General features: G+C 71.0%; 22 protein-coding genes, 1 tRNA gene and 1 other RNA gene. 15 read left to right on the plus strand and 9 right to left on the minus strand.

Annotated features, from left to right (window positions below; translation table 11 throughout):
• Nucleotides 1-97: 97 nt before the first annotated feature.
• The 7 genes from BCF74_RS00745 to argG all read right to left on the minus strand — a co-directional run bounded on the left by BCF74_RS00745 (nt 98) and on the right by argG (nt 8,480).
• Nucleotides 98-1,549: an acyl-CoA carboxylase subunit beta gene (locus tag BCF74_RS00745; RefSeq protein ID WP_106296041.1), complete on the minus strand. Its 1,452-nt coding sequence runs from the start codon at nt 1,547-1,549 to the stop codon at nt 98-100.
• A complete protein-coding gene (fabF, locus tag BCF74_RS00750; RefSeq protein WP_106296042.1) occupies nt 1,549-2,793 on the minus strand; it encodes a beta-ketoacyl-ACP synthase II in 1,245 nt (414 codons plus the stop codon). The genes BCF74_RS00745 and fabF overlap by 1 nt, the downstream gene beginning before the upstream one ends.
• 85 nt (nt 2,794-2,878) lie before the next feature.
• Nucleotides 2,879-3,127 (minus strand): acyl carrier protein, encoded by a 249-nt coding sequence (locus BCF74_RS00755; RefSeq protein ID WP_106296043.1) that lies wholly within the window; start codon nt 3,125-3,127, stop codon nt 2,879-2,881.
• Nucleotides 3,128-3,288: 161 nt separating this feature from the next.
• Nucleotides 3,289-4,296 carry a beta-ketoacyl-ACP synthase III gene (locus tag BCF74_RS00760; RefSeq protein ID WP_106296044.1) on the minus strand — a complete coding sequence of 336 codons (1,008 nt, stop codon included), beginning with the start codon at nt 4,294-4,296 and terminating at the stop codon, nt 3,289-3,291.
• Between the two features lies 1 nt (nt 4,297).
• Nucleotides 4,298-5,476: an acyltransferase domain-containing protein gene (locus BCF74_RS00765; protein WP_106296045.1), complete on the minus strand. Its 1,179-nt coding sequence runs from the start codon at nt 5,474-5,476 to the stop codon at nt 4,298-4,300.
• A 170-nt stretch (nt 5,477-5,646) separates the two neighbouring features.
• Nucleotides 5,647-6,849, minus strand: coding sequence for a PucR family transcriptional regulator (locus tag BCF74_RS00770; RefSeq protein WP_342747523.1), 1,203 nt, complete (start codon nt 6,847-6,849; stop codon nt 5,647-5,649).
• A 200-nt stretch (nt 6,850-7,049) separates the two neighbouring features.
• Complete coding sequence (gene argG, locus BCF74_RS00775; RefSeq protein WP_106296047.1) at nt 7,050-8,480, minus strand: argininosuccinate synthase; 1,431 nt, start codon at nt 8,478-8,480, stop codon at nt 7,050-7,052.
• A 136-nt stretch (nt 8,481-8,616) separates the two neighbouring features.
• On the opposite strand from argG, the gene BCF74_RS00780 reads away from it, so the two are divergent.
• Nucleotides 8,617-9,747, plus strand: coding sequence for a glycerophosphodiester phosphodiesterase (locus tag BCF74_RS00780; protein ID WP_106296048.1), 1,131 nt, complete (start codon nt 8,617-8,619; stop codon nt 9,745-9,747).
• A 96-nt stretch (nt 9,748-9,843) separates the two neighbouring features.
• Here BCF74_RS00780 and aceE read toward each other — a convergent pair whose 3' ends face one another.
• Nucleotides 9,844-12,609 carry a pyruvate dehydrogenase (acetyl-transferring), homodimeric type gene (gene aceE / locus BCF74_RS00785; protein WP_106296049.1) on the minus strand — a complete coding sequence of 922 codons (2,766 nt, stop codon included), beginning with the start codon at nt 12,607-12,609 and terminating at the stop codon, nt 9,844-9,846.
• Between the two features lie 131 nt (nt 12,610-12,740).
• Here aceE and BCF74_RS00790 point away from each other — a divergent pair, with 131 nt between their 5' ends.
• The 10 genes from BCF74_RS00790 (at nt 12,741) to BCF74_RS00835 (ending at nt 19,562) form a co-directional block, all read left to right on the plus strand.
• Nucleotides 12,741-13,244 (plus strand): PH domain-containing protein, encoded by a 504-nt coding sequence (locus BCF74_RS00790; RefSeq protein ID WP_106296050.1) that lies wholly within the window; start codon nt 12,741-12,743, stop codon nt 13,242-13,244.
• On the plus strand, nt 13,241-14,932 hold the full coding sequence (locus tag BCF74_RS00795; RefSeq protein WP_106296051.1) for a PH domain-containing protein: 1,692 nt from the start codon (nt 13,241-13,243) through the stop codon (nt 14,930-14,932). Before BCF74_RS00790 ends, BCF74_RS00795 begins: the two co-directional genes overlap by 4 nt.
• On the plus strand, nt 14,929-15,366 hold the full coding sequence (locus BCF74_RS00800; protein ID WP_106296052.1) for a DUF3052 domain-containing protein: 438 nt from the start codon (nt 14,929-14,931) through the stop codon (nt 15,364-15,366). The genes BCF74_RS00795 and BCF74_RS00800 overlap by 4 nt, the downstream gene beginning before the upstream one ends.
• A 33-nt stretch (nt 15,367-15,399) precedes the next feature.
• Nucleotides 15,400-15,873 carry a peroxiredoxin gene (locus BCF74_RS00805; protein WP_106296053.1) on the plus strand — a complete coding sequence of 158 codons (474 nt, stop codon included), beginning with the start codon at nt 15,400-15,402 and terminating at the stop codon, nt 15,871-15,873.
• 48 nt (nt 15,874-15,921) lie between these two features.
• A tRNA-Val gene (locus BCF74_RS00810) sits at nt 15,922-15,994 on the plus strand.
• Nucleotide 15,995: 1 nt separating this feature from the next.
• Nucleotides 15,996-16,823 carry a Nif3-like dinuclear metal center hexameric protein gene (locus BCF74_RS00815; RefSeq protein ID WP_106296054.1) on the plus strand — a complete coding sequence of 276 codons (828 nt, stop codon included), beginning with the start codon at nt 15,996-15,998 and terminating at the stop codon, nt 16,821-16,823.
• The gene (locus BCF74_RS00820; RefSeq protein ID WP_106296055.1) at nt 16,820-17,557 is read left to right on the plus strand and encodes a zinc ribbon domain-containing protein; all 738 of its coding nucleotides are present in this window, start codon (nt 16,820-16,822) and stop codon (nt 17,555-17,557) included. Before BCF74_RS00815 ends, BCF74_RS00820 begins: the two co-directional genes overlap by 4 nt.
• A gap of 43 nt (nt 17,558-17,600) precedes the next feature.
• Nucleotides 17,601-18,011 (plus strand): rhodanese-like domain-containing protein, encoded by a 411-nt coding sequence (locus BCF74_RS00825; protein ID WP_106296056.1) that lies wholly within the window; start codon nt 17,601-17,603, stop codon nt 18,009-18,011.
• A gap of 1 nt (nt 18,012) precedes the next feature.
• Nucleotides 18,013-19,215, plus strand: coding sequence for an O-succinylhomoserine sulfhydrylase (locus tag BCF74_RS00830; protein ID WP_106296057.1), 1,203 nt, complete (start codon nt 18,013-18,015; stop codon nt 19,213-19,215).
• Nucleotides 19,215-19,562, plus strand: coding sequence for a hypothetical protein (locus BCF74_RS00835; RefSeq protein WP_106296058.1), 348 nt, complete (start codon nt 19,215-19,217; stop codon nt 19,560-19,562). Before BCF74_RS00830 ends, BCF74_RS00835 begins: the two co-directional genes overlap by 1 nt.
• Before the next feature lie 39 nt (nt 19,563-19,601).
• Here BCF74_RS00835 and BCF74_RS00840 read toward each other — a convergent pair whose 3' ends face one another.
• The gene (locus tag BCF74_RS00840) at nt 19,602-20,372 is read right to left on the minus strand and encodes a YaaA family protein (protein WP_170070086.1); all 771 of its coding nucleotides are present in this window, start codon (nt 20,370-20,372) and stop codon (nt 19,602-19,604) included.
• A gap of 42 nt (nt 20,373-20,414) precedes the next feature.
• On the opposite strand from BCF74_RS00840, the gene BCF74_RS00845 reads away from it, so the two are divergent.
• From BCF74_RS00845 to BCF74_RS00860, 4 genes are all read left to right on the plus strand, one after another.
• The gene (locus BCF74_RS00845) at nt 20,415-21,860 is read left to right on the plus strand and encodes an RNB domain-containing ribonuclease (protein WP_106296060.1); all 1,446 of its coding nucleotides are present in this window, start codon (nt 20,415-20,417) and stop codon (nt 21,858-21,860) included.
• 45 nt (nt 21,861-21,905) lie between these two features.
• Nucleotides 21,906-22,281, plus strand: an RNA gene (gene rnpB / locus BCF74_RS00850) — RNase P RNA component class A.
• Between the two features lie 73 nt (nt 22,282-22,354).
• On the plus strand, nt 22,355-23,005 hold the full coding sequence (locus BCF74_RS00855; protein WP_106296061.1) for an MBL fold metallo-hydrolase: 651 nt from the start codon (nt 22,355-22,357) through the stop codon (nt 23,003-23,005).
• A gap of 55 nt (nt 23,006-23,060) precedes the next feature.
• Nucleotides 23,061-23,246, plus strand: a complete 186-nt coding sequence (locus BCF74_RS00860; RefSeq protein ID WP_106296062.1) for a hypothetical protein — start codon at nt 23,061-23,063, stop codon at nt 23,244-23,246.
• The last annotated feature ends 47 nt before the right edge of the window (nt 23,247-23,293 follow it).

Below are 23,293 nucleotides of genomic sequence, written 5' to 3' on the forward strand. Positions count from 1 at the left end.
TATGCCGCCCGCTCGCCTTCCGGAGGCAAGTGCAAGGGTCCGGACGGAAAGTTTCCGTCCGGACCCTTGCCATTTGCTCCCCAGGAGCAAAACACAACTAGAGCGGGATGTTGCCGTGCTCGCCGCGACGCTGGGGGGCCTCGGCGATCGCCCTGGCCAGGGCCGAGCGGGTCGCGGTCGGCTCGACGATCTCGTCGACCACCCCGATCTCGACGGCGCGAGGCAGGCCGCCGGACAGGCGGTCGTGCTCGTCGGCGAGCTGCTGTTCGACGGCCGCGCGCTCGGCGTCGTCGACCTCGGCGAGGCGGCGGCGGTGCAGGATCCGGATGGCCGCGACCGAGCCCATGACGGCGACGTGCGCGGTCGGCCACGCGAAGACGCGGGTGGCGCCGAGCGAGCGCGAGTTCATCGCGATGTAGGCGCCGCCGTAGGTCTTGCGGGTCACGAGCGTCACCCGCGGGACGGTGGCCTCGGCGAAGGCGTGCAGCAGCTTCGCGCCGCGGCGGACGACACCGTCCCACTCCTGCCCGACGCCCGGCAGGTAGCCCGGCACGTCGACGAGGACGATGAGCGGGATGCCGAATGCGTCGCACATGCGCACGAACCGCGCGGCCTTCTCCGCCGAGGGGGAGTCGAGGCAGCCGCCAAGGCGCATCGGGTTGTTCGCGATGACCCCGACGGTGCGGCCGCCGAAGCGGCCGAGCTGGGTGACGATGTTCGGTGCCCAGCGCGGGTGCAGCTCAACCGAGTCGGCGCCGGCGTCGAGGACGTTGTCGACGACGGGGTGCACGTCGTAGGCGCGCTTGGCCGACTCCGGGAACGTCTCGGCGAGGTCGATGTCCTCGACGGCGCCGACATCGAGCGTGCCCTGGTCCGCGAGCAGTGAGCACAGCTGGCGGCCGCGCTCGTAGGCCTGCTCCGTCGTCTCGGTGACGACGTGGACCACGCCACTGCGGCGCCCATGCGGCTCGGGGCCGCCGAGTCGGAGGGCGTCGACGGCCTCACCGGTGACCGAGCGAACGACGTCCGGGCCGGTGACGAAGATCCGTCCCTCCGGGCCGAGGACGACGATGTCGGTGAGCGCCGGACCGTAGGCGGCGCCACCAGCAGCCGCCCCTACGACGACCGAGATCTGCGGGATCTTGCCCGACGCGCGGGTCATGATCGCGAAGACCTCGCCGACCGCGTGCAGGCTGACGACACCCTCGGGCAGCCGCGCGCCGCCCGAGTGCCAGATGCCGACGACGGGGACGCCGTCGGCCAGCGCCCGTTCGTAGGCCGCGAGGATGACCTTGCAGCCGGCGACACCCATCGCTCCACCCATGATCGTCGCGTCCGAGCAGAACGCGACGACGGGCGTGCCCTGGACCGTGCCGACACCGGCGAGCATGCCGCTGTCGTCCTCGGGCGTGATGAGCTCGAGGGTGTCGTCGTCGAAGAACTCGATGAGGCGCAGCCGCGGGTTGCGCGGGTCGGTGGCGCGGTCCGGCTTGGGCTTCGTGGCGGCCGAGGCCTCAGCCGACGCCGCGTTGGGCTGGTGCGCCGCCATCAGATGCTCTTCACCGTGAGGGCGACGTTGTGCCCGCCGAAGCCGAAGGAGTTGTTGAGTGCCGCGATGTCGCCGTCGGGGAGTTTGCGGTGCTCGCCGCGCACGACGTCGAGGGTGATCTGCGGGTCGAAGTTCTCGATGTTGATCGTCGCGGGGGCGATGCGGTGGTGCACCGAGAGCACCGTGAGCAGGCCCTCGAGGGCACCAGCCGCGCCGAGGAGGTGTCCGGTCATCGACTTCGTGCCGGTCACGGCCATGCCGTCGGTGGCGTCGCCGAAGGCGCGGCGGATCGCGTTGGACTCGGCGATGTCGCCGACCGGGGTCGACGTCGCGTGAGCGTTGATGTGCACGATGTCCTTGGGGGACAGGCCTGCTCGCTCTACGGCTTCGGTCATGGCGCGGGAGGCACCGGCGCCCTCGGGCTCGGGAGCGGTGATGTGGTGGGCGTCCGCGCTCATGCCGGCGGAGGCCAGCTCGGCGTAGATCTTCGCGCCGCGGGCCTTGGCGTGCTCGAGCGACTCGAGGACGAGGACGCCGGCGCCCTCACCCATGACGAACCCGTCGCGGTCGGTGTCGTAGGGACGCGACGCGTGCTCGGGGTCGTCGTTGCGGGTCGAGAGGGCCTGCATCTGGGCGAAGCCGGCGAAGGGCAGCGGGTGGATCGCGGCCTCGGTGCCACCGGCGATGACGATGTCGGCGCGGCCGGCGCGGATCTGGTCGATCGCCAGCGCCATCGACTCGGCACCGGACGCGCACGCCGAGACGGCGGTATGGGCTCCGGCGCGGGCGCCGAGCGCGAGGGAGACGTTGCCGCTGCTCGTGTTGGGCATGAGCATCGGGACGGCGAGCGGGAAGACGCGGCGGACGCCCTTCTCCCGCAGGTTGTCCCACTGCGCGAGGAGGGTGTGGACGCCGCCGATGCCGGTGCCGATGGCCACCATGAAGCGTTCGGGGTCGACCTCGGGCGAGCCCGCGTCGGCCCACGCCTCACGGGAGGCGACCATGGCGTACTGCGCGCTGGGGTCCATGCGGCGGCACTCGACCTTGCTCAGCACCTCTTCGGGGGAGGTGTGGATCGAGGCGGCGAAGGTCACGGGCAGGTCGTACTCCTGCACCCACTCCTGCGTGAGCGGGCGAGCACCCGACTTCCCGGCGAGGATCGCCTCCCAGGTCTCGGTGATCGTCCCGCCGAGCGGCGTGGTGGCGCCGAGTCCGGTGACGACGACGGTGGTGTCGCTGCTCATGTGGCTCCTTGGTGTGGATCCGACTGATTGCGCACACTTCGCAGGGGTCGTGCGAACTGTGCGCAATCAGTCGTCGTGAGGGGGTTCAGCTCTGGTTGGACTGGATGTAGGAGACGGCGTCGCCGACGGTGCGGAGGTTCTTGACCTCGTCGTCGGGGATGCGCACGCCGAACTTCTCCTCGGCGTTCACGACGATCGTCATCATCGACAGCGAGTCGATGTCGAGGTCGTCGGTGAAGGCCTTGTCGCTCTGGACGGCCTCGGGGTCGAGACCGGTCTCCTCGTTGACGATCTCGGCGAGACCCGCGAGGATCTCCTGCTCGCTCTGAGCCATGTCCTGCTCCTTCGTGTGAGTCGGTCCGCCCTGTGCGGACCGGGTTGTACGGGTGGTGCTGTGGCCCTGATGACCCGTGGACCGCGGGAGTGCGAATTCAGTTGTCCCGTATGCCGTTCCGCGCGTTGCGCGGCCGCCGCACCGGAGTGCCCCGAAGGTGGCTACGGGAGGACGACCACCTGCGCGGCATACGAGAGACCGGCCCCGAAACCGATCTGCAGCGCGAGGGCGCCACTGCCGACCTGACCTTCGCGCAGCAGGCGCTCGGTCGCGAGCGGCACCGATGCGGCGGAGGTGTTGGCGGAGTCGACGATGTCGCGGGCGACGACGACGTGCTCGGGCATCCGCAGCTGCTTGCACATCGCGTCGATGATGCGGATGTTCGCCTGGTGGGGGATGAACGCGTCGAGCTGGTCGGCGGTGACGCCCGCGGCGTCGAGGGCCTTCTGGGCCACCGGGGCCATGCCCCACACGGCCCAGCGGAAGACGCTCTGTCCCTGCATGCCGATCGTCGGCCAGCCGAGGTCCTGGTCGCGCATCTCGGTCCAGGACTCGTTCTGCGAGATGACGCGCCACTTGTCGCCCTCGGAGCCCCAGACGGTCGGGCCGATCTGCGGGGTGTCGGACGGCGACACGACGGCCGCGCCGGCGCCGTCGCCGAAGATGAACGCCGTGCCGCGGTCGGTCGGGCTGGTGAAGTCGGAGAGCCGTTCGACGCCGATGACGAGGACGTGCCGGGCGCTGCCGCCGCGGACCATGTCGTGGGCGAGGGAGATGCCGTGGCAGTAGCCGGCGCACGCCGCGGAGATGTCGAAGGCGGCCGGGTTCCCGGCGCCGAGGCGGTCGGCGACGATCGGCGCGGCGGCCGGGGTCTGGTAGGGGTGCGACACCGTCGCGAGGACGACGGCGTCGACGTCCTTGGGCTCGATGCCGGCCATCGCCAGGGCGTCGCGCGACGCGGCCTCGGACATGTCGACGACGCTCTCGCCGTCACCGGCGAAGTGGCGTGTCTTGATGCCGGAGCGCTCCTGGATCCACTCGTCCGAGGAGTCGATCGCCTCGACGATCTCGGAGTTGGGGACGACCCGTCGCGGGCGGTAGGCGCCGATGCCGGAGATGCGGGTGTGCGCCGAGCCGGTGGTCGTCGCGATGGCGGGGGCGGAGGCCATGTCAGCCCTCCTCGGGGTGCAGGCGGAGGATGGGCTGGCCCGGCGAGACGGGGTCGCCGTCCTCGACGAGCCATTCGACGACGCGACCGCCGTGGGGCGCGACGACCTCGTAGGTGTCGCGCAGGGTGCCGACGGTGGCGATGGTGCTCCCGGCCGCGACAGCGGTGCCGGGCTCGCTCACGGCGAAGTTCACCATCCCCTTGGCGGGGCTGATGACGAGGCGCCACGTCGGGTCCTGGGCCATGCCGCGGGCGACGCCGTGCTCCTTGACCATGCGGTGGGCGGCATCGAGGTCGTCCGGGGACTTCAGCGCGAGCAGCTCGACGTCCTTGAGGGCCCGCTTGGCCAGGCCCGTGAGGGTGCCGGCCGGCGGGATCTCGATGATGCCGGTGACGCCGAGCTCGCGGAACGTCTCCATCGTGAGGTCCCAGCGGACCGGGTTGCTCACCTGGCTCACGAGGCGCGAGAGGACCTCGCGGCCGCTGTGCACGACGGCGCCGTCGCGGTTGGACACGAGCGGCACGCGGGCGTCATGCGTCGACATCGCCCGGGCGTAGCCGGCGAGGACGTCGACGGCAGGCGCCATGTGCTCGGTGTGGAAGGCGCCGGCGACCTTGAGCGGGATGACCCGGGCCTTGGCCGGCGGGTCGGCGGCGAGGGCGGCCAGCTGCTCCATCGTTCCCGCGGCGACGACCTGTCCCGCGCCGTTGATGTTCGCAGGGGTGAGGCCGTGGCGCTCGATCGTCGCGGTGACGTCGTCGGGGTCACCGCCCATGACGGCGCTCATCCCGGTCGGCTGCACGGCGCTCGCGGCGGCCATGGCGTTGCCGCGCTCGCGCACGAAGACCATCGCCTGCTCGGCCGAGATGACGCCTCCGGCGGCGGCCGCGGTGATCTCGCCGACGGAGTGGCCGGCACCGGCGCCGACGAGGCGGAAGCCGTCGGCCGGGTGCTCGAAGAGCGCGAGCAGCGACACGAGGCCGGAGGCGACGATGAGGGGCTGCGCGACGGCCGTGTCCTTGATCGTCTCCTCGTCGGACTCGGTCCCGTGCGTCACGAGGTCGATCCCGGCGACGGCGGAGAGCCAGCCGAGACGCTCACGCACCCCGGGGATCTCGAGCCAAGGGGAGAGGAAGCCTGGGGTCTGGGAGCCCTGTCCGGGGCACACGATCACGAGCACCCCTTCAGCGTCGCCCCTCCCGAGACCTCCGGGCCCCCGCGGCGACGACGATTCTCTCGCGCGCATTCTGTAGGTTTCCTACAACGGCCGGTATGCCGTCCGCGCGCCTCGCGGTGCGGCCGCGCCGGAGGTGGGCGGCCCAGGAACGTGCGGCTCAGCGAGGCGGCGGGTCAGTGATCGGGCGCGGCGGGTCGCGGTCGCTCGGGACGTTCCGGGGTGACCCGTGCGAAGGCCAGGGCGAGTCGCACCGTCTGCGCGTCGTGCGGGTCGGTGAGGTCGTAGCCGGTGACGTCGGCGATACGTGCCAGCCGGTAGCGCACGGTGTTGGGGTGCACGAAGAGGGTGCGTGCCGTGCCCTCGAGACCCTGCCCGCCGTCGAGGTAGGCCGCTGCCGTCTCGAGGAGGTTGCTGCCGCCGCTCGCCGAGAGTGGGGCGTGGATGCGCGAGACGAGCGCGGCCCGGGCCGGCAGGTCGCCGAGCAAAGCCCGTTCGGCGAGCAGGTCGTCGCTGAGCACCGGCCGCGGAGCGGCCGGCCACGCCGGTGCGGCCGCGTGACCGGACAGCGCCGCACGGGCGCTGCGCCCCGCGGCATACAGGTGTGGCACGACGGGACCGACGACGATCGGTCCCTCGCCGAACGCGGCGGCGAGGTCGGTCGCGGTGGCGAGCGGGTCGCTCACGCCACCGGCGATGCACACGAGGCGGCGACCGTGGATGGCGATGAGCAGCTCGACGTCGTGCCGCTTGGCGCCGCGCCGCAGGGTGTCGACGACGCGGTCCTGGGGCGAGTCCGGGGTCGTCCCGGCGATGACGCAGACGTCGGTCGTCGTGCCCCACCCGAGTGCGGAGGCGCGGGACTGCATCGACTCGTCGGCCTCGCCGCGGATGACGGCGTCGACGACGAGCGCCTCGAGCCGGGCGTCCCAGGCACCGCGCGCCTCGGCCGCCTGGGCGTAGACGTGCGCCGCCGAGAAGGCGATCTCACGGCTGTAGCGCAGCACCGCCTCGCGCATCTTGTCCTCGTCCCCGCGGGCGGCGAGGTCGCTCGTCGAGCGCTCGACGACGTCGACGACGGTGCGCACGAGGTCGAGGGTCTGCGCCAGGCTGATCGAGCGGGTCAGCTCGCGGGGCGCCGTGCCGAACACGTCGGCGGTGACGTGCGCGCCCTCCTGGCTGCCGGTGAACCAGTCGATGAAGCTGCGGATGCCGGCCTGCGCGACGAGCCCGACCCAGGACCGCTCCTCGGCGGGCAGCGAGCGGTACCACTCGTGCCGCGACTCCATCTGCTGGACCGCGGCGGCGCCGAGGTCGCCCGCGGCGCGCTCGACCCGTCGGCGGGTCGCCGCCGAGGCCCGGGTGCGCTTGGAGATCACGAACCGGATTCTATTTGTATGCCGCGCACAAGCACGCGTGCCCAGCCCCAGTCTCCGCCAGCGCCCCGTCTCAGCATTATCGGGTCGCCCGATACGCTCCCGCTCGACCCGAGAAGGCTTGTCGGGTCGAGCCTGCCCTTATCGGGTCGCCCGATAATGCTGAGGTCCGCCTGGACCTCGGGCGTCTCTGGCGTCACGCCTCAGTCGGTGCCGAACTCCATCGCGGCGGAGTCGAGGGCACTCTCGTCGCCCTCACCCGCAACCGACGGGTTCGCGGTGATCCGGTCGTAGCCACCAGCGGGCAGCTCACCGAAGAGCGTGCCGTTCTCGACAAGGATCTGGCCCTCGTCCATGGGCTGGCCGGCGTAGACCTCGAGCTTGGCACGGCTGTCGGCGATGTCGAGGTTGCGCATCGTCAGCTGGCCGATGCGGTCGAGCGGCCCGAAGGCGGCGTTCTCGACCCGCTCCATCGACAGCTTGTCGGGGTGGTAGCTGAAGTTCTCGCCGCGGGTGTCGAGGATCGAGTAGTCCTCGCCGCGCCGCAGCCGCAGGGTGACCTCGCCGGTGACGACGGAGGCGATCCACCGTTGGATGGACTCACGCATCATCAGCGCCTGCGGGTCGAGCCAGCGCCCTTCGTAGAGCAGCCGACCGAGTCGGCGGCCCTCGTTGTGGTAGTTCGCGATCGTGTCCTCGTTGTGGATCGCGTTGAGCAGCCGCTCGTAGGCGATGTGCAGCAGCGCCATGCCCGGCGCCTCGTAGATCCCGCGCGACTTCGCCTCGATGATCCGGTTCTCGATCTGGTCGCTCATGCCGAGCCCGTGCCGGCCACCGATGGTATTGGCGAGGTGGACGAGCTCCACCGGCTCGAGCTCCTGCCCGTTGATCGCGACCGGGCGGCCGTGGACGAACCGCACGGTGACGTCCTCGGGCTCGATGACGACCGAGGAGTCCCAGTGCGCGACGCCCATGATCGGCTCGACGATCTCCATCGACTCGTCGAGGTGCTCGAGCGTCTTGGCCTCGTGCGTCGCGCCCCAGATGTTCGCGTCGGTGGAGTAGGCCTTCTCGGCGCTCGCCCGGTAGGGGAGGTCGCGCTCGGTGAGCCACTGCGACATTTCGTGCCGACCGCCGAGCTCGCCGACGAACTGCGGGTCCAGCCACGGCTTGTAGATCCGCAGGTCAGGGTTCGCGAGCAGGCCGTACCGGTAGAACCGCTCGATGTCGTTGCCCTTGAAGGTCGACCCGTCACCCCAGATCGACACGTCGTCGGCGAGCATCGCCCGCACGAGCAGGGTGCCGGTGACGGCGCGGCCCAAGGGAGTGGTGTTGAAGTAGGTCCGCCCGCCGGAGCGGATGTGGAACGCGCCGCACGCGATCGCGCTCAGGCCCTCCTCGACGAGCGCGCTGCGGCAGTCGACGAGCCGGGCGATCTCGGCGCCGTACTGACCCGCGCGGTCCGGGACCGTGTCGATCTCGGGCTCGTCGTACTGCCCGAGGTCGGCGGTGTAGGTGCACGGGATCGCCCCCTGCTCGCGCATCCACGCGACGGCGACGGAGGTGTCGAGACCTCCGGAGAAGGCGATGCCGACGCGCTCGCCGACGGGCAGTGACGTGAGTACCTTGGACACGAATGCAAGACTATACAGAGCGACGCATACTCACAAATTCAGGTCGTATGCCGTTGCGCACCTGCCGTGAACCCGTCACTTGCCGTCCATGTCGCCTTCGGCGCGATTCCACCGGGTGCCGGGAGGTTGGTGCGCCATGCGACGACTCCTTGTCTCCCTGTCCCTGGTCGCCGGCCTCGGCCTCACGACCGCCGCGACGATCGCCCCGGCCCAGGCCGACGCACCCCCGTCCTCGAACGGCCGTGCCAAGTTCACCGAGCCGACGATCTACGCCCACCGCGGCGCGTCCGGCTACCGCCCCGAGCACACGCTCGCGGCCTACCGTCTCGCCGTCCAGCAGGGCGCCGACTACATCGAGCCCGACCTCACGATGACCAAGGACGGCGTCCTCGTGGTCCGGCACGAGCCGGAGATCAGCGGCACGACCGACGTCTCGACCCGTCCCGAGTTCGCCTCGCGCAAGACCACCAAGACGGTCGACGGCGGGTCGATGACCGGCTGGTTCGTCGAGGACTTCACCCTCGCCGAGCTCAAGACGCTGCGGGCCAAGGAGCGGCTGCCGCAGCTGCGCCCGGAGAGCGCGAGCTACGACGGCCAGTTCCAGGTGCCGACCTTCGACGAGATGCTCGCCCTGCGGGCCGAGCTCAGCGCCCAGACCGGCCGGACCATCGGCGTCATCCCCGAGATCAAGCACTCGACCTACCTGCACGCGAACGGTTTCGACCCCGAGGTCGCCGTGATGGAGTCGCTGCGGGGCTTCGGCCTCAACCGGCCCAACGCCGCCGTGTGGGTCCAGAGCTTCGAGCTGACGAACCTCATCCGCCTGCGCGAGGAGCTCGGCTACAAGGCCAGCCTCGTCTTCCTCGTCACCAAGAACGGCGCGCCCTACGACCTCGTCGCCCAGGGTGACCCGCGCACCTACGCCGACCTGCTCACCCCGGCGAGCCTCAAGCAGCTGTCGAAGACCCTCGACGGCATCGGGCCGGAGAAGGCGCTCGTCATCCCGCGCAAGGCCGACGGCACGCTCGGCACGCCGACGAGCCTCGTCGCCGACGCCCACAAGGTGGGGCTCGACGTCACGGCCTGGACGTTCCGGGCCGAGAACTCCTTCCTCCCCGTCGACTACCGGGTCGGCACGAACCCGGCCGCCTACGGCCGCATGGCCGACGAGGTCACGACGTACTTCGAGGCCGGCATCGACGGAGCCTTCTGCGACCAGCCGGACATCTGCGTGCAGGCGCGCAAGAAGTTCCTCGCGAACCGCTGACGCGGAGCCAGCCACACCACGAACGAGAGGCGGTATGCCGGGTGCGCACCCGGCATACCGCCTCTCGTTGTCGTTCCGCGCCTCGGCGAAGAAGCGTCAGGAGTCGCCGCCCTCGTTGCCGCTCGTGCCGGCGCGCACGTCGAGCAGGTCGTACTTCTCGGCGGCCTTGCCCGGCACGTCGGCCGGGACCTCGCCGCGCTCGGCGAGGACCTGGAGGGTGCGCACGACGAGCGAGGGGCCGTCGATGTGGAAGAAACGCCGCGCCGCCGGACGGGTGTCCGCGAAGCCGAACCCGTCGGCGCCGAGGGAGTGGAACTCGCCCGGCACCCACTGGGCGATCTGGTCCGGCACGGCACGCATGTAGTCCGACGTCGCGAGGACCGGGCCGGGCGCGTCCTGGAGCTTTTCGGTGACGTAGGGCGTGCGCTGCTCCTCGTCGGGGTGGAGGAAGCGCTGCTCGTCGGCGGCGAGGCCGTCGCGGCGCAGTTCGCCCCACGAGGTCACCGACCAGACGTCGGCGGCGACGCCCCAGTGGTCGGCGAGCAGCCGCTGGGCCTCGAGCGCCCACGGAACCCCGACGCCCGAGGCGAGGAGCTGCGCGCGCGCCGGCTCGTGCGTCCAGCCCTCGGTGTCGGCCTTGTTCAGCAGGTACATGCCGCGCACGATGCCGTCGACATCGACGTCCTCCGGCTCGGCCGGCTGGACGATCGGCTCGTTGTAGACGGTGAGGTAGAAGATGACGTTCTCGGGGTCCTCGCCGTACATCCGCTCCAGGCCGCTGCGCATGATGTGCGCGATCTCGTAGCCGTAGGCCGGGTCGTAAGCGACGACCGCCGGGTTCGTCGAGGCGAGCAGCGGCGAGTGCCCGTCGGCGTGCTGCGTCCCCTCACCCGTGAGGGTGGTGCGGCCCGCGGTGGCGCCGATGAGGAAGCCGCGGGTCAGCTGGTCGGCCGCGGCCCAGATCGAGTCGCCGGTGCGCTGGAACCCGAACATCGAGTAGAAGACGTAGATCGGGATCATCGGCTCGCCGTGCGTCGAGTAGCTCGACCCCGCCGCCGTGAACGCCGCCATCGAACCGGCCTCGTTGATTCCGGCGTGCAGGATCTGGCCCGTCTCCGACTCGCGATAGCTCAGCATGAGGTCGTGGTCGACGGGCGTGTAGTTCTGCCCGTGCGGGTTGTAGATCTTCAGCGTCGGGAAGAAGCTGTCCATGCCGAACGTGCGCGCCTCGTCGGGGATGATCGGGACGATCCGCTTGCCGAACTCCTTGTCCCGCATGAGGTCCTTGAGCAGCCGGACGAAGGCCATCGTCGTGGCCACCTGCTGCTTGCCCGAGCCCTTCTTCATCTGCTTGTAGGCGTCGTCGCCGGGCAGCTGGACCTGGGTGTACTTGCTGCGCCGCTCCGGCACCCAGCCGCCGAGCTCCTTGCGGCGCTCGAGCATGTACTGGATCGTCGGGTCGTTCGGGCCGGGGTTGAAGTACGGCGGCTCGTAGGGGTTCTCGTCGATCTGCGCGTCGGTGATCGGCAGGCGCAGCACGTCGCGGAACGTCTTGAGGTCGTCCACCGTCATCTTCTTCATCTGGTGGGTCGCGTTGCGTCCGGCGAAGTGGCTGCCGAGGTTGTAGCCCTTGATCGTGTGGGCGAGGATCACCGTCGGCTGACCGGTGTGGTTGACCGCGGCCTGGTAGCCGGCGAACACCTTGCGGTAGTCGTGCCCGCCGCGCTGCAGGTCGTGCCAGATCTGGTCGTCGGTCATGCCCTCGACCATCTTGCGGGTGCGCGGGTCGCGCCCGAAGAAGTGCTCACGGACGTAGGCGCCGTCGTTCGCGCGGAACGTCTGGTAGTCACCGTCGGTCGTCGTGTTCATGATGTGCCGCAGCGCGTGGTCGCGGTCGGCGGCGAGCAGCGGGTCCCACCCGCGGCCCCAGATGACCTTGATGACGTTCCAGCCGGCGCCGCGGAAGAACGCCTCGAGCTCCTGGATGATCTTGCCGTTGCCGCGCACCGGGCCGTCGAGGCGCTGCAGGTTGCAGTTGATGACGAAGGTGAGGTTGTCGAGCTCCTCGTTCGCCGCCAGCTGGAGCAGCCCGCGCGACTCCGGCTCGTCCATCTCACCGTCGCCGAGGAAGGCCCACACCCGCTGCTCGGACGTGTCCTTGATGCCGCGGCCATGAAGGTACTTGTTGAACTGCGCCTGGTAGATCGCGTTCATCGGCCCGATGCCCATCGACACCGTCGGGAACTGCCAGTACTCCGGCATCATCCGCGGGTGGGGGTAGGACGACAGCGCCCGGATCTGCCCGTCCACGATGTGCGACTTCTCCTGGCGGAAACCGTCGAGCTCGGTCTCGCCGAGACGGCCCTCGAGGAACGAGCGCGCATACATGCCGGGGGAGGCGTGGCCCTGGAAGAAGACCTGGTCGCCGCCGCCGGGGTGGTCCTGGCCGCGGAAGAAGTGGTTCATCCCGACCTCGTAGAGCGTCGCCGCGGACGCATACGTCGAGATGTGCCCGCCGACCGAGATGCCGGGGCGCTGGGCGCGGTGCACCATGACCGCGGCGTTCCAGCGGATCCACCGGCGGTACTGCCGCTCGACCTCCTCGTCACCGGGGAACCAGGGCTCCTGCTCCTGGTCGATGGTGTTGACGTAGTCGGTCGCGGTCAGCGACGGGACGCCGATCTGGTTCTCCCGAGCGCGCTCCAGCAGTCGCAGCATGACGTAGCGGGCGCGCTGGCGGCCGCCCTCGTCGATGAGGCTGTCCAACGAGTCGAGCCACTCCGAGGTCTCCTCGGGGTCGATGTCGGTGAGGCTGCTGGGGAGGCCATTGAGGATGGGGCCGGCTTCCTCGCGGAACGTCACGACGTCTGTCCCTTCTACTTCACTCGGCGGCCGGTCGGTCGCCCTGACGGCGACACCGGTGGTCGCCTCGAACCATCCTGTCACCCGGAGTGGTGGCCGTCACACTCGGTCCGGCTGGCAGTCTTGGGCGTATGCCGTCCCAGCCCGACCCGTCCGCCGTCACCCTCCGCGGTGGTGAGCTCGCGTGGCGCCCGGTGTCTCCGGCGCTGCGCACCGTCCGGCTCATCACTCTCTTCGTGTGGTTGGGGCCGTTCCTGATCGGGTTCGTGCTGGCTGCCCTGTTCGTCAGCCCGTGGTTCGGGATCGGGGCGGGGGTCGTGGCGGCGCTGCTCGCCTGGGGGACCTGGCTCATCGTCCGGCAGGTGTCGGCGATCTCGTGGATCGAGCTCGACGAGGAGATCGTCATCCGCAAGGGCCGGCTCTGGCGCTCCCTCGTGAGCATCCCCTACGGCCGGCTCCAGTACATCGACGTCGAGTCCGGGCCCCTCATGCGATCGCGCGGCATCGCGTCGTGTGAGTTCCACACGGCCTCACCGGCCAGCGGTGGGACCCTTCCCGGCCTGCCGCTGGAGGAGGCCGAGGCGCTGCGCGGCCGGCTGGCTGCGCGCGGTGAGGCACAGCGAGCAGGCCTGTGACACAAGCCAACTCGCGGCCTCCCACCTCATCCCTCGGTGACTGGCAGCACCTCCACCCGTTGTCGCCGATCGTGCGCGGCGGTCTCGTCGGCCTCGGCATCGTCGGGTATGCCGCGTCGCAGCTCGTCGACGACGTCTTCCGGTCCGCGGGGGAGGGTGAGAGCGGCGACGACGGACCGGGGGTGAGCGACGGTCTCGGCTACCTCTTCGACCACTCGCTCGTCGCCGCCGCCGTCATCGTCGGGTTCCTCGCCCTCGTCGGCTTCTTCGGGTGGCTGTCGTGGCGGTTCGCGAAGTTCCGCGTCGCCGACGGCCAGATCGAGTACCGCAAGGGCTGGCTCTTCCGTGAGCACCGGCAGGTCCCGCTCGCGCGGGTCCAGGCGATCGAGATCAGCCGCCCCCTCCTCGCGCAGCTCACCGGCCTCTCCCAGGTCGTCGTCCAGTCGGCCGGGGGTGGCGACTCCCACCTCAAGCTGGCCTTCCTCGGCGCCGGCCGGGCCGACGAGGTTCGGCGCGAGCTGCTCGACCTCGCCGGACGCAGCGACGAGACCCGTCTCGATGCCGAGGACCGGCTGGTGTCGGACGGTCCCGACGGGTCCCAGCCCGCCACGCCGGCCGCGTCACGCGACGAGGGGCGCGAGGTGCTCCGCGTCCCGAACTCGCGACTCTTCGTCGCGACGATCCTGCACGGCGGGACGATCTTCCTCGGGGCCATGGCGTTCGTCGCGGGAGGTGCCGCGATCGCGGCATACGGGACGTCCTTCTCCGCGCTGACCGGAGCCGTGGTCGCGTTGCCCGCGCTCGGCCCGATCGCGTTCGGTGTCGCCGTGAACCGCGTCCAGGAGCTGCTCAAGCACGGCAACTTCCGGCTCGCCGAGACGGGTCGGTCGGTGCGCGTGCAGCATGGCCTCACCGACAAGCGCACGACCTCCGTGCCACTGCACCGGATCCAGGCCGTCGAGATGGTGCAGCCGTTGTGGTGGCGCCGGTTCGGCTGGTGGCGGGTGCGGGTCAACGTCGCGGGCGTCGGCTCGGAGGGCGCCACCGGGGAGGCCGACGAGACGACGATGCTCCCCGTCGGCACCTTCGATCAGGCGCTCCGCGTGCTCACCCTGCTCGACCCGGCACTGTCCGAGGACGACCTGCGGCAGGCCGCGCTCGGGGACGGCACGACCGGGGGCTGGACCCTCGTCTCGGAGCGCGCCCGGGTCTTCGACTGGCTCAGCTGGCGACGCGCCGGGTTCGCCGTCACGGCGCACTCCCTGCTCGTGCGCACCGGCCGCCTGTCGCGGCGCGTCGCCTCGATGCCGCACGCCCGGGTGCAGTCGCTCACGCTCGAGCAGGGGCCGTGGGAGCGGCGACGGCGACTCGCCGGTGTCACGCTCGTCTCCACCCCCGGACCCGTGACCGTCGCGGCCCGCCACCTCGACGTCGACGTGGCGACCGCGCTGTTGCACGACGAAGCGGCCCGCGCTCGCGAGGCGCGTCGGCTCACCCGGGCCCGCTCCAGCGGTGGCGACGTGCTCGTCTCGGACGGCGACCGAATCCCACGAACCGGTTGCACGGCATACGGCACAACAGGTCAACTAGTGGCGCCGGAGCATCCGGCGACCGAGCCCGCGAAGCCCGCGGACGGCATACCCCACGACCCCGTCGCGCGACGGGACGACGAAAGGACGCATCAGTGAACGCCCCTGCACCACCTGCCGACAACGGCGGTGACCTGCCGGACGTCGTGGCGCGCCTCGGGTTCGCCGCGGAGCAGATCGTGCAGGAGGTCGGCTGGGACGACGACGTCGACAACGACGTGCGCTTCGCCGTCGAGGACGTCGTCGGGTCCGACCTCGAGGACGAGGACTACACCGGCGAGGTCGACGCCGTCGTGCTGTGGTGGCGCGACGAGGACGGCGACCTCACCGACGCGCTCATCACCCTCGTGGGCGTCCTCGGCGACGGCGGGTTCGTCGTCGCGCTCACGCCGAAGGACGCGGACGCAGGTGCCGTCGACGCCGCCGAGCTCGACGAGGCCGCGACGACCGCGGGCCTGCACACGGCCGGCGCCTTCCCGCTCTCGTCAACATGGCGAGCGACCAAGCTCGTCGCGACGAAGGCCCGCCGCTGACTCGCGCGGCCACTCTGCGGCAGACTGCCTGCCATGAGTGACGTCCAGGCCGGTCTCGCCGTGGGGGAGCGCGCCCCCGAGTTCACGCTGCGCGACCAGAACGGCGCCGACGTCTCGCTCGCCGACTTCCGCGGCGACAAGAGCGTCCTGCTCGTGTTCTACCCGTGGGCGTTCTCGGGCATCTGCACCGGCGAGCTCACCGAGATCCGCGACGACCTCGGGGCGTTCGTCAGCGACGACGTGCAGGTGCTCACCATCTCGTGCGACGCGATGTTCTCGCTGCGTGCGTATGCCGACCGCGAAGGCTACTTCTTCCCGCTGCTGTCGGACTTCTGGCCGCACGGCGAGGTGGCCCGCGCGTACGGCGTCTTCGACGAGCAGGCCGGGGTCGCGCTGCGGGGCACGTTCCTCGTCGACCCCGAAGGGATCGTCCGCTGGTCCCTCGTGACCGGCATCGGTGAGCGGCGCGACTTCAGCGGCTACCACGCCGCCCTCGCCCGCGCCTGACGCCCGCCTGACACAATGGGCGACCGGTCGCGGCTCGTTGCCGCGCCGGGGCCTGTAGCTCAGGTGGTAGAGCACCGCGTTTACACCGCGGGTGTCGTCGGTTCGAGGCCGGCCGGGCCCACATGACTCATCGGCTGCGCGACGTCGTCGACGTCCTCGAGAGCCTCTATCCGCCCGCCACCGCCCAGTCCTGGGACCAGGTCGGCCTCGTCACCGGAGACCTCGAGCAGCCCGTCGAGCGCATCCTGCTCGCCCTCGACCCGACGCTCGAGGTCATCGCCGAGGCGCGCGCGGTCGGCGCGAACCTGCTCGTGACGCACCACCCGTTGCTCATGCGCGGCGTGCACTCGGTCGCCACGACGACCGCCAAGGGTGCGAGCGTCACCGAGCTCGTCGTCGGGGACATCGCGCTCTACGTCGCGCACACCAACGCCGACGTCGCCGAGCGCGGGGTCAACGAGGCGCTGGCGCGCGCGGCCGGGCTCATCGACGTCGAGGCGCTCGCGATCGTCGAGGAGCAGCCGCTGGGTCGCGTCGGGCGCCTGCCGTCGCCGATGTCACTGGGTGCCTTCGCGCAGGGCCTGTATGCCGCCCTCCCGCAGTCCGCGGTCGGGCTGAGGGTCGCGGGCCCGGCCGACGCGCCGGTCGAGAAGGTCGCGGTGCTCGGGGGAGCCGGGGACGACCAGTTCACCGCGGTGCGGTCGAGTGGCGCCGATGTCTACGTCACGGCCGACCTGCGCCACCACCCGGCGTCGGAGGCGCGCGAGGAGGCCAGGGGTGGGCCGCCCTACCTCGTCGATGCCGGCCACTGGTCGAGCGAGTCGGTGTGGCTTCCTGACCTGCGGGACGCGCTGACCGATGCGCTTAGGGTGGAGGTCGACATCAGCACAGTGCGCACCGACCCGTGGACATTCACGGTCGGCGCCGACAACCTCGGAGGCACCCCGTGAAGGCCGACCCCCAGCGTCAGCTCAAGCTGCTCGACCTCCAGGCTCTCGACACGCGCTTGTCGCAGATCGCGCACGCCCGGCGCACTCTCCCGCAGCTCGCCGAGATCGAGGACCTCGAGGGCAAGGCGCGGCTCATCGACGACCAGCTCGTGCGCACTCGCACCGAGCTCGGCGACGTCCAACGCGAGGTCGCGAAGGCCGACGCCGACGTCCAGCAGGTGCGCGACCGAGCCGCCCGGGACCAGCAGCGCCTCGACTCCGGTGTCGGGACGGCCAAGGACCTCACGGCGATCCAGCACGAGCTCGAGTCCCTCGCTCGCCGCCAGGGCGAGCTCGAGGAGGTCGAGCTCGAGGTCATGGAGCGCGCCGAGGCGATCCAGTCCGACCTCGGCGAGCTCGAGCGCGGGCGTGGAGAGCTGACCGAACGGCTCGACTCCCTTGCCGCGGAACGGGATGCGCGCTTCGCCGAGCTCGACGACGAGGCGTCGAGCGTGGGTGCCCCACGCGCGGGGCTCGTGGACGAGGTCGGGGCCGACCTCGTCGGGCTCTACGACAAGATCCGCGAAATGAGCGGCACCGGCGCAGCCGCACTGCGTCAGCGCCGCTGCCTCGGGTGCCAGCTCGAGCTCAATGCGGTGGAGCTGCGTGCCATCAAGGACGCGCCCGAGGACGAGGTGCTCCGTCACGAGGAGTGCCGCCGCATCCTCGTGCGCACGCCCGAGTCCGGTCTCTGAGCGCTGCCCGCTGCGGTCACGCGGCGCGGCCTACGCTGGCGTCATGAGCTATGCCGGTGACGTCACCCCGCAGGACGCGTATGCCGCGGTGACCGGTTCGCAGGACGCCGTCCTCGTCGACGTGCGCACCCATGCGGAGTGGTCGTACGTCGGTGTGCCACAACTGGACTCGTCGCATGAGCCGGTGCTCGTCGAATGGCAGTCCTACCCCGATGGTCGCCGCAACGAGCGATTCGTCGACCAGCTGCGCGAGGCCGGTGTGCGCGAGGGGACGCCGCTGTACTTCCTGTGCCGGTCCGGGGTGAGGTCGGTCGCGGCTGCGGAGGCGGCGACCGCCGCCGGTCTCGGGCCGGCATACAACGTCCTTGACGGGTTCGAGGGCGGCCACGACGCCGACGGCCACCGCACGCTCGCCGGCTGGAAGGTCGCCGGGCTGCCGTGGAGGCAGGGCTGACATGGCCGACGTGACCCCCGGCGACGCGTTCCGTCCCGACACCCTCGCGGTACGAGGAGGCCTGTCCCGCAGCGGTTTCGACGAGACCAGCGAGGCGATGTTCCTCACCTCCGGCTTCGTCTACTCGTCCGCCGAGGAGGCCGAGGCGGCGTTCAAGGACGAGATCGACAAGTTCATCTACAGCCGCTACGGCAACCCCACCGTGGCGACGTTCGAGGAGCGGCTGCGGCTGCTCGAGGGAGCCGAGGCCTGTTTCGCGACGGCGTCCGGCATGGCCGCCGTGTGGGTCGCGCTCGCCGCGCTCTGTGGTGAGGGCGACCGGATCGTCGCGTCCCGGGCGCTCTTCGGGTCGTGCTTCGTCATCATCGACGAGATCCTGCCGCGGTTCGGGGTCGAGGCCGTCTTCGTCGACGGGCCCGACCTCGACCAGTGGCGCGAGGCCCTGTCCGAGCCGACGGCGGCGGTCTTCTTCGAGACGCCGAGCAACCCGATGCAGGAGCTCGTCGACATCGCGGCCGTCTCGGAACTCGCGCACGCTGTCGGGGCCAAGGTCGTTGTCGACAACGTCTTCGGGACGCCGGTCTTCTCGCGCCCGCTCGACCACGGCGCCGACATCGTCGTCTACTCGGCGACGAAGCACATCGACGGTCAGGGTCGCGTCCTCGGCGGCGCCGTCCTCGGGCCGGCCGAGTTCATCGACGGCCCGGTGAAGAACCTCATGCGGCACACGGGCCCGTCGATGTCGCCGTTCAACGCGTGGGTGCTGACCAAGGGGCTCGAGACGATGAGCCTGCGGGTCGAGCGCATGCACGCGTCCGCGCTGGCCTTGGCGCGTCACCTTGAAGGGCGGGACGGCATCGTCCGCGTCGTGCACCCCATGCTCGAGTCACACCCGCAGCACGAGCTGGCGCAGCGGCAGATGACCGGTGGTGGCACGGTCGTGACGTTCGAGGTCGACGGCGGCAAGGACAAGGCCTTCGCGATCATGAACGCGTTGCGCCTCGTCGACATCTCCAACAACCTCGGCGACACCAAGTCCCTCGTGACGCATCCCGCGACGACGACGCACCGCCGGCTCTCGGACGAGGCGCGCGCCGCGGTCGGCATCACTGACGGCACCATCCGCATCTCGGTCGGGCTCGAGGACGCCAGCGACCTCGTCGAGGACGTCGAGGCCGCCCTGGCCGGAGCGCTCGACGCCTGATGCCGTCCTACCGGGTCGCTGTCGACATTCTCGGCGTGCTGCCCGGTGTGCGGCCGGAGGACGTCCTGCCGGCGGCCGAGCGCATCGTCGCGAGCACCCACGTCGTCGAGGACCGCTCCGTCGAGGTCGCCGGTGCGACGGGCGTCCGGCCGCAGCCCCAGGTGCACCTGCGTTTCGTCGTGCCGTCCACCGGTGACGGCTCCGAGGACGACGAGGCGGAGGCGGTCGTCCGTGCCCTCGTCGACGACCTCGGCGAGATCGCCCGGTGCGGCCGGTGGGAGCTGCGCAAGGGCCCCGGGCGCCGCTGGCGTCCCCTCACCTCCGGAACCGCCGCCGCGCGTCCCTAACCGTCCGATTGGGTGAGTTCGGGACGGGTGGGTGTGTCCCTAACCGTCCGATTGGGTGAGTTCGGGACGGGTGAGGGCGTCGAGGATCCAAGGCTTGCCGGGCTTCGCCGGGGGAGTGAGCCCGACGTCGAAGGCCGAGCCGACGATCTCCGCGAGCCGCTCGGGGGTGCGGGCGCGCTCACCGGCAATGCACAGGTGCCGCGCGACGAGGCCGCGCGTGTGCTTGGCCATGTGGCTCGCCCCGGGCACGCGCACCTGGACCCATCGGTCGGCGACGTCACCGCGCGGAGTCCACGCGGCGGCATACGTCGATGATCGACAGTCCACGACGACCTCGCGCCCGGCGGCCTCGGCGAGCGGCCCGTCGAGGATCGGCCGCCATGCGGCGGCGACCGGGCCGAGCCCGGGCAGGTTGACGTCCATCGAGAGGCGGTACGGCGTGATCCGGTCGGTCGGTCGGACCGCGCCGTGCAGGGCCGAGACGATGACGAGCCAGCGGTTCGCGCGGCGGCGTGCCGCGGCATCCATGGTGGCGAGCCCAAGCGCGTCGTAGAGCACACCGGTGTAGACCTCTGCCGCAGGTGCCGACGGCGCGGTGTCGAGGACAAGGTTGTTGGCGACCTCGCCTGCCAGTCCCGGTGTGACGCCGAGATCCGTTGTCGCGGTGGGTGACTCGCTCACGCGGCGCAGGTGCTTCGCGACCGTCGTGCGGGTCTCCGTGAGCTCCGGGAAGGACCACGTGGCCGGGTCGGCCGGCTTCCCCCGACGGCGTCCCGTCTTCGACTCCGACGGCGGCAGCAGGATGAGCACGCCCGTCACCCTACGTGGCATGCGCCTAGTAGGTTGACGCACATGCCTCAGCGCCAGATCAGTCTTGCCCCGGCCGACGCGACGACCTCGGAGACCCTGCGCGAGACCCTCCTCGCCCGCTTCTCCGCGATCCGCGCCGAGGTCGGTGCGAGTGAGACCTTCCCGCCCGAGGTGCAGGCCGAGGCCGAGCAGGTTGCGGCGAACCCGCCGGCTCCGCCGGAGCGCGACGAGACCGCAGTCCCGTTCGTCACCCTCGACCCGGCGACGTCGATGGACCTCGACCAGGCGATGTGCCTCGAGCGCGACGGTGAGGGCTACCGCGTTCGCTACGCCATCGCCGACGTCCCCGCCTTCGTCACCCCGGGCGGCGCGGTCGACACCGAGGCACGCAAGCGCGGCCAGACGATCTACCTCCCCGACACGCGCGTCCCCCTGCACCCTCCCGTCCTCAGCGAGGGCGCGGCGAGCCTGCTCCCGGGACAGGTGCGGCCGGCATACGTCTGGGACATCCGGCTCGACGGCGAAGGCGAGCAGACGAGCGCCGAGGTCTACCGCGCCCTCGTGCGCTCTGTCGAGCGCTTCGACTACGTCTGGGTCCAGGAGCAGGTCGACGCCGGGACGACCGACGAGCGCTGGGTCCTGCTCAAGGAGATCGGCGAGAAGCGCATCCGCCAGGAGCAGCTGCGCGGCGGGGCGAGCCTGCCCATGCCCGAGCAGGAGGTGCACCTCGGCGACGACGGCAACTTCACCCTGACCTTCCGGCCGCCTCGCAGCAGCGAGGACTGGAACGCCCAGATCTCGCTGCTCACGGGCATGGCGGCCGCCGACATGATGCTGCACGCCGGTGTCGGCATCCTGCGCACCATGCCCGCCGCCGACCAGGGTGCGGTCGCCCGGTTCCGCCGACAGGCCAAGGCTCTCGGTGCGCCCTGGCCGGCCGAGCAGAGCTATGGCGACTTCCTCCGCAGCCTCGACCGCACCAACCCCAAGCACCTCGCGCTCATCCACGCCGCGACCGCACTGTTCCGTGGGGCGGGCTACACGCCCTTCGACGGTGACGTGCCCGAGCAGGTCGAGCACGCCGCCGTCGCGGACGCCTACGCCCACGTCACTGCGCCGCTGCGCCGGCTCGTCGACCGGTTCGGGCTCGTCATCTGTGAGGCCATCAGCCGCGATGCCGAGATCCCGCAGTGGGTGCGCGAGGCGCTGCCGAGCCTGCCCGAGATCATGAAGGAGTCCGACCGCCGAGCCGGGACCGCTGAGAGCCTCAGCGCCAACGCCGTCGAGGCGGCCGTCCTCCACCCGCGCGTCGGCGAGGAGTTCGCCGCCGTCGTCGTCGAGCGCGACAACAAGGGCGTCGAGGTCCAGCTGCTCGAGCTGCCGGTCCTCACCCGCGCCAAGGGCGAGGCCGAGCCGGGTGCCGAGGTGCGCGTGCGCCTCGACACCGTCGACGTGAGCCAGGGCCAGATGAGCTTCACCGTCGTCTGACGGTTCGTTCGGGCCGTGCCGGGCCGTATGATCGCTCGGTGCGGACGAGTCAGTCCGACGGTCGCGTCGTGGGCAACCACGTCGAGGAAAGTCCGGGCTCCACAGGGCACGGTGGTGGCCAACAGCCACCCGGGGTGACCCGCGGGACAGTGCCACAGAGAACAGACCGCCTCCCGGCCTCGGCCGGGCGGTAAGGGTGAAACGGTGGTGTAAGAGACCACCAGCGGCCTGGGTGACCAGGTCGGCTCGGTAAACCCCACCCGGAGCAAGCTCAGACAGTGTGCGTCATCAGGGCGGCCCGCCCGAGCACACGGGTAGAGCGCTGGAGGCCACTGGCAACAGTGGTCCGAGATGGATGACCGTCACCGTGACCCGGGCAACCGGCCACGGGACAGAACCCGGCTTATGACTGACTCGTCCGCACCACCAGCCGCCGGGTAGGACGCGTGGTGCGGGGGAGTGCGGGCGGTGCGCACCCGGCATACGGTGAAGTTATGCGGATCACGCACCTCGGCCATGCCTGTCTCCTCGTCGAGATCGCCGGCGAGCGCATCCTCATCGACCCCGGCTCGTTCACCGAGGGCTTCGAGGACCTGCGCGACCTCAGCGCGATCATCGTGACGCACCAGCACCCGGACCACCTCGACGAGGACCGGTTCGAGAGCCTCGTGCGGGCCAACCCCGGGGCCCGCGTCCTCACCGACCCGGGCAGCACCGACGTGCTCGCCCGCCTCGGCGTCGAGGGTGAGGTCCACGACGGTGACACCAGGATCGGGGCGGTGACGATCACGCCCGTCGGCGAGACACACGCCCTCATCCACGAGGAGATCGCCCGCATCCCGAACGTCGGTGTCGTGCTGCGAGCGGACGGCGAGCCGAGCCTGTTCCATCCCGGGGACGCTCTCGACCAGGACCCGGGCGAGGTCGACGTCGTCGCATTCCCGCTCAACGCACCCTGGGCGCTCAGCCGCGACACGACCGGGTTCCTGCGGCGGCTCAACCCGCCGGCGGCGATCCCGATCCACGATGGGCTGCTCAGCGAGAACGGGCGGACGATCTACCTTGCGCAGGCCGATGCCATGGGTGGCCCTCGCACGCGCGTTCACGACCTTGCCGGCCGGGGAGTGGTCGAGTTCGGCCAATAGTCCGACCCGCGGGCACGGTTTGGCGGTTTAGGTAAGGCTCACCTACGCTCCCGGCATGCCCACGGTCTCCGCGAAGAAGAAGTGCTGCAAGGACAAGCCGCGCTGCAAGCAGTGCCCGGTCGTCCTCATGCGCCTCGCGAAGATGGGCTACGCCGAGCAGCTCACGACCGGCAAGAAGGCCAAGTACGACCTCGACAAGAAGGTCCCCAAGAAGGCCATGCTCGTCGCCCGACAGCGCTGAGCCGGCCGCCGGGCCCGCTACGCGGGTCGTGCCGTATGCCGTCCGCT

Origin of the sequence: Knoellia remsis (assembly GCF_003002895.1) — a bacterium.
GTDB lineage: Bacteria > Actinomycetota > Actinomycetes > Actinomycetales > Dermatophilaceae > Knoellia > Knoellia remsis.

What these genes read in the sequence shown, in the direction of transcription:
- BCF74_RS00780 (WP_106296048.1), top strand. Translation starts at nt 8,617, where the DNA reads ATGCGACGACTCCTTGTCTCCCTGTCCCTGGTCGCCGGCCTCGGCCTC.
- BCF74_RS00745 (WP_106296041.1), bottom strand. Translation starts at nt 1,549, where the DNA reads ATGGCGGCGCACCAGCCCAACGCGGCGTCGGCTGAGGCCTCGGCCGCC.
- BCF74_RS00815 (WP_106296054.1), top strand. Translation starts at nt 15,996, where the DNA reads ATGACTCATCGGCTGCGCGACGTCGTCGACGTCCTCGAGAGCCTCTAT.
- BCF74_RS00855 (WP_106296061.1), top strand. Translation starts at nt 22,355, where the DNA reads ATGCGGATCACGCACCTCGGCCATGCCTGTCTCCTCGTCGAGATCGCC.
- BCF74_RS00755 (WP_106296043.1), bottom strand. Translation starts at nt 3,127, where the DNA reads ATGGCTCAGAGCGAGCAGGAGATCCTCGCGGGTCTCGCCGAGATCGTC.
- BCF74_RS00760 (WP_106296044.1), bottom strand. Translation starts at nt 4,296, where the DNA reads ATGGCCTCCGCCCCCGCCATCGCGACGACCACCGGCTCGGCGCACACC.
- BCF74_RS00825 (WP_106296056.1), top strand. Translation starts at nt 17,601, where the DNA reads ATGAGCTATGCCGGTGACGTCACCCCGCAGGACGCGTATGCCGCGGTG.
- BCF74_RS00860 (WP_106296062.1), top strand. Translation starts at nt 23,061, where the DNA reads ATGCCCACGGTCTCCGCGAAGAAGAAGTGCTGCAAGGACAAGCCGCGC.
- fabF (WP_106296042.1), bottom strand. Translation starts at nt 2,793, where the DNA reads ATGAGCAGCGACACCACCGTCGTCGTCACCGGACTCGGCGCCACCACG.
- BCF74_RS00845 (WP_106296060.1), top strand. Translation starts at nt 20,415, where the DNA reads ATGCCTCAGCGCCAGATCAGTCTTGCCCCGGCCGACGCGACGACCTCG.
- BCF74_RS00805 (WP_106296053.1), top strand. Translation starts at nt 15,400, where the DNA reads ATGAGTGACGTCCAGGCCGGTCTCGCCGTGGGGGAGCGCGCCCCCGAG.
- BCF74_RS00835 (WP_106296058.1), top strand. Translation starts at nt 19,215, where the DNA reads ATGCCGTCCTACCGGGTCGCTGTCGACATTCTCGGCGTGCTGCCCGGT.
- BCF74_RS00790 (WP_106296050.1), top strand. Translation starts at nt 12,741, where the DNA reads ATGCCGTCCCAGCCCGACCCGTCCGCCGTCACCCTCCGCGGTGGTGAG.
- BCF74_RS00830 (WP_106296057.1), top strand. Translation starts at nt 18,013, where the DNA reads ATGGCCGACGTGACCCCCGGCGACGCGTTCCGTCCCGACACCCTCGCG.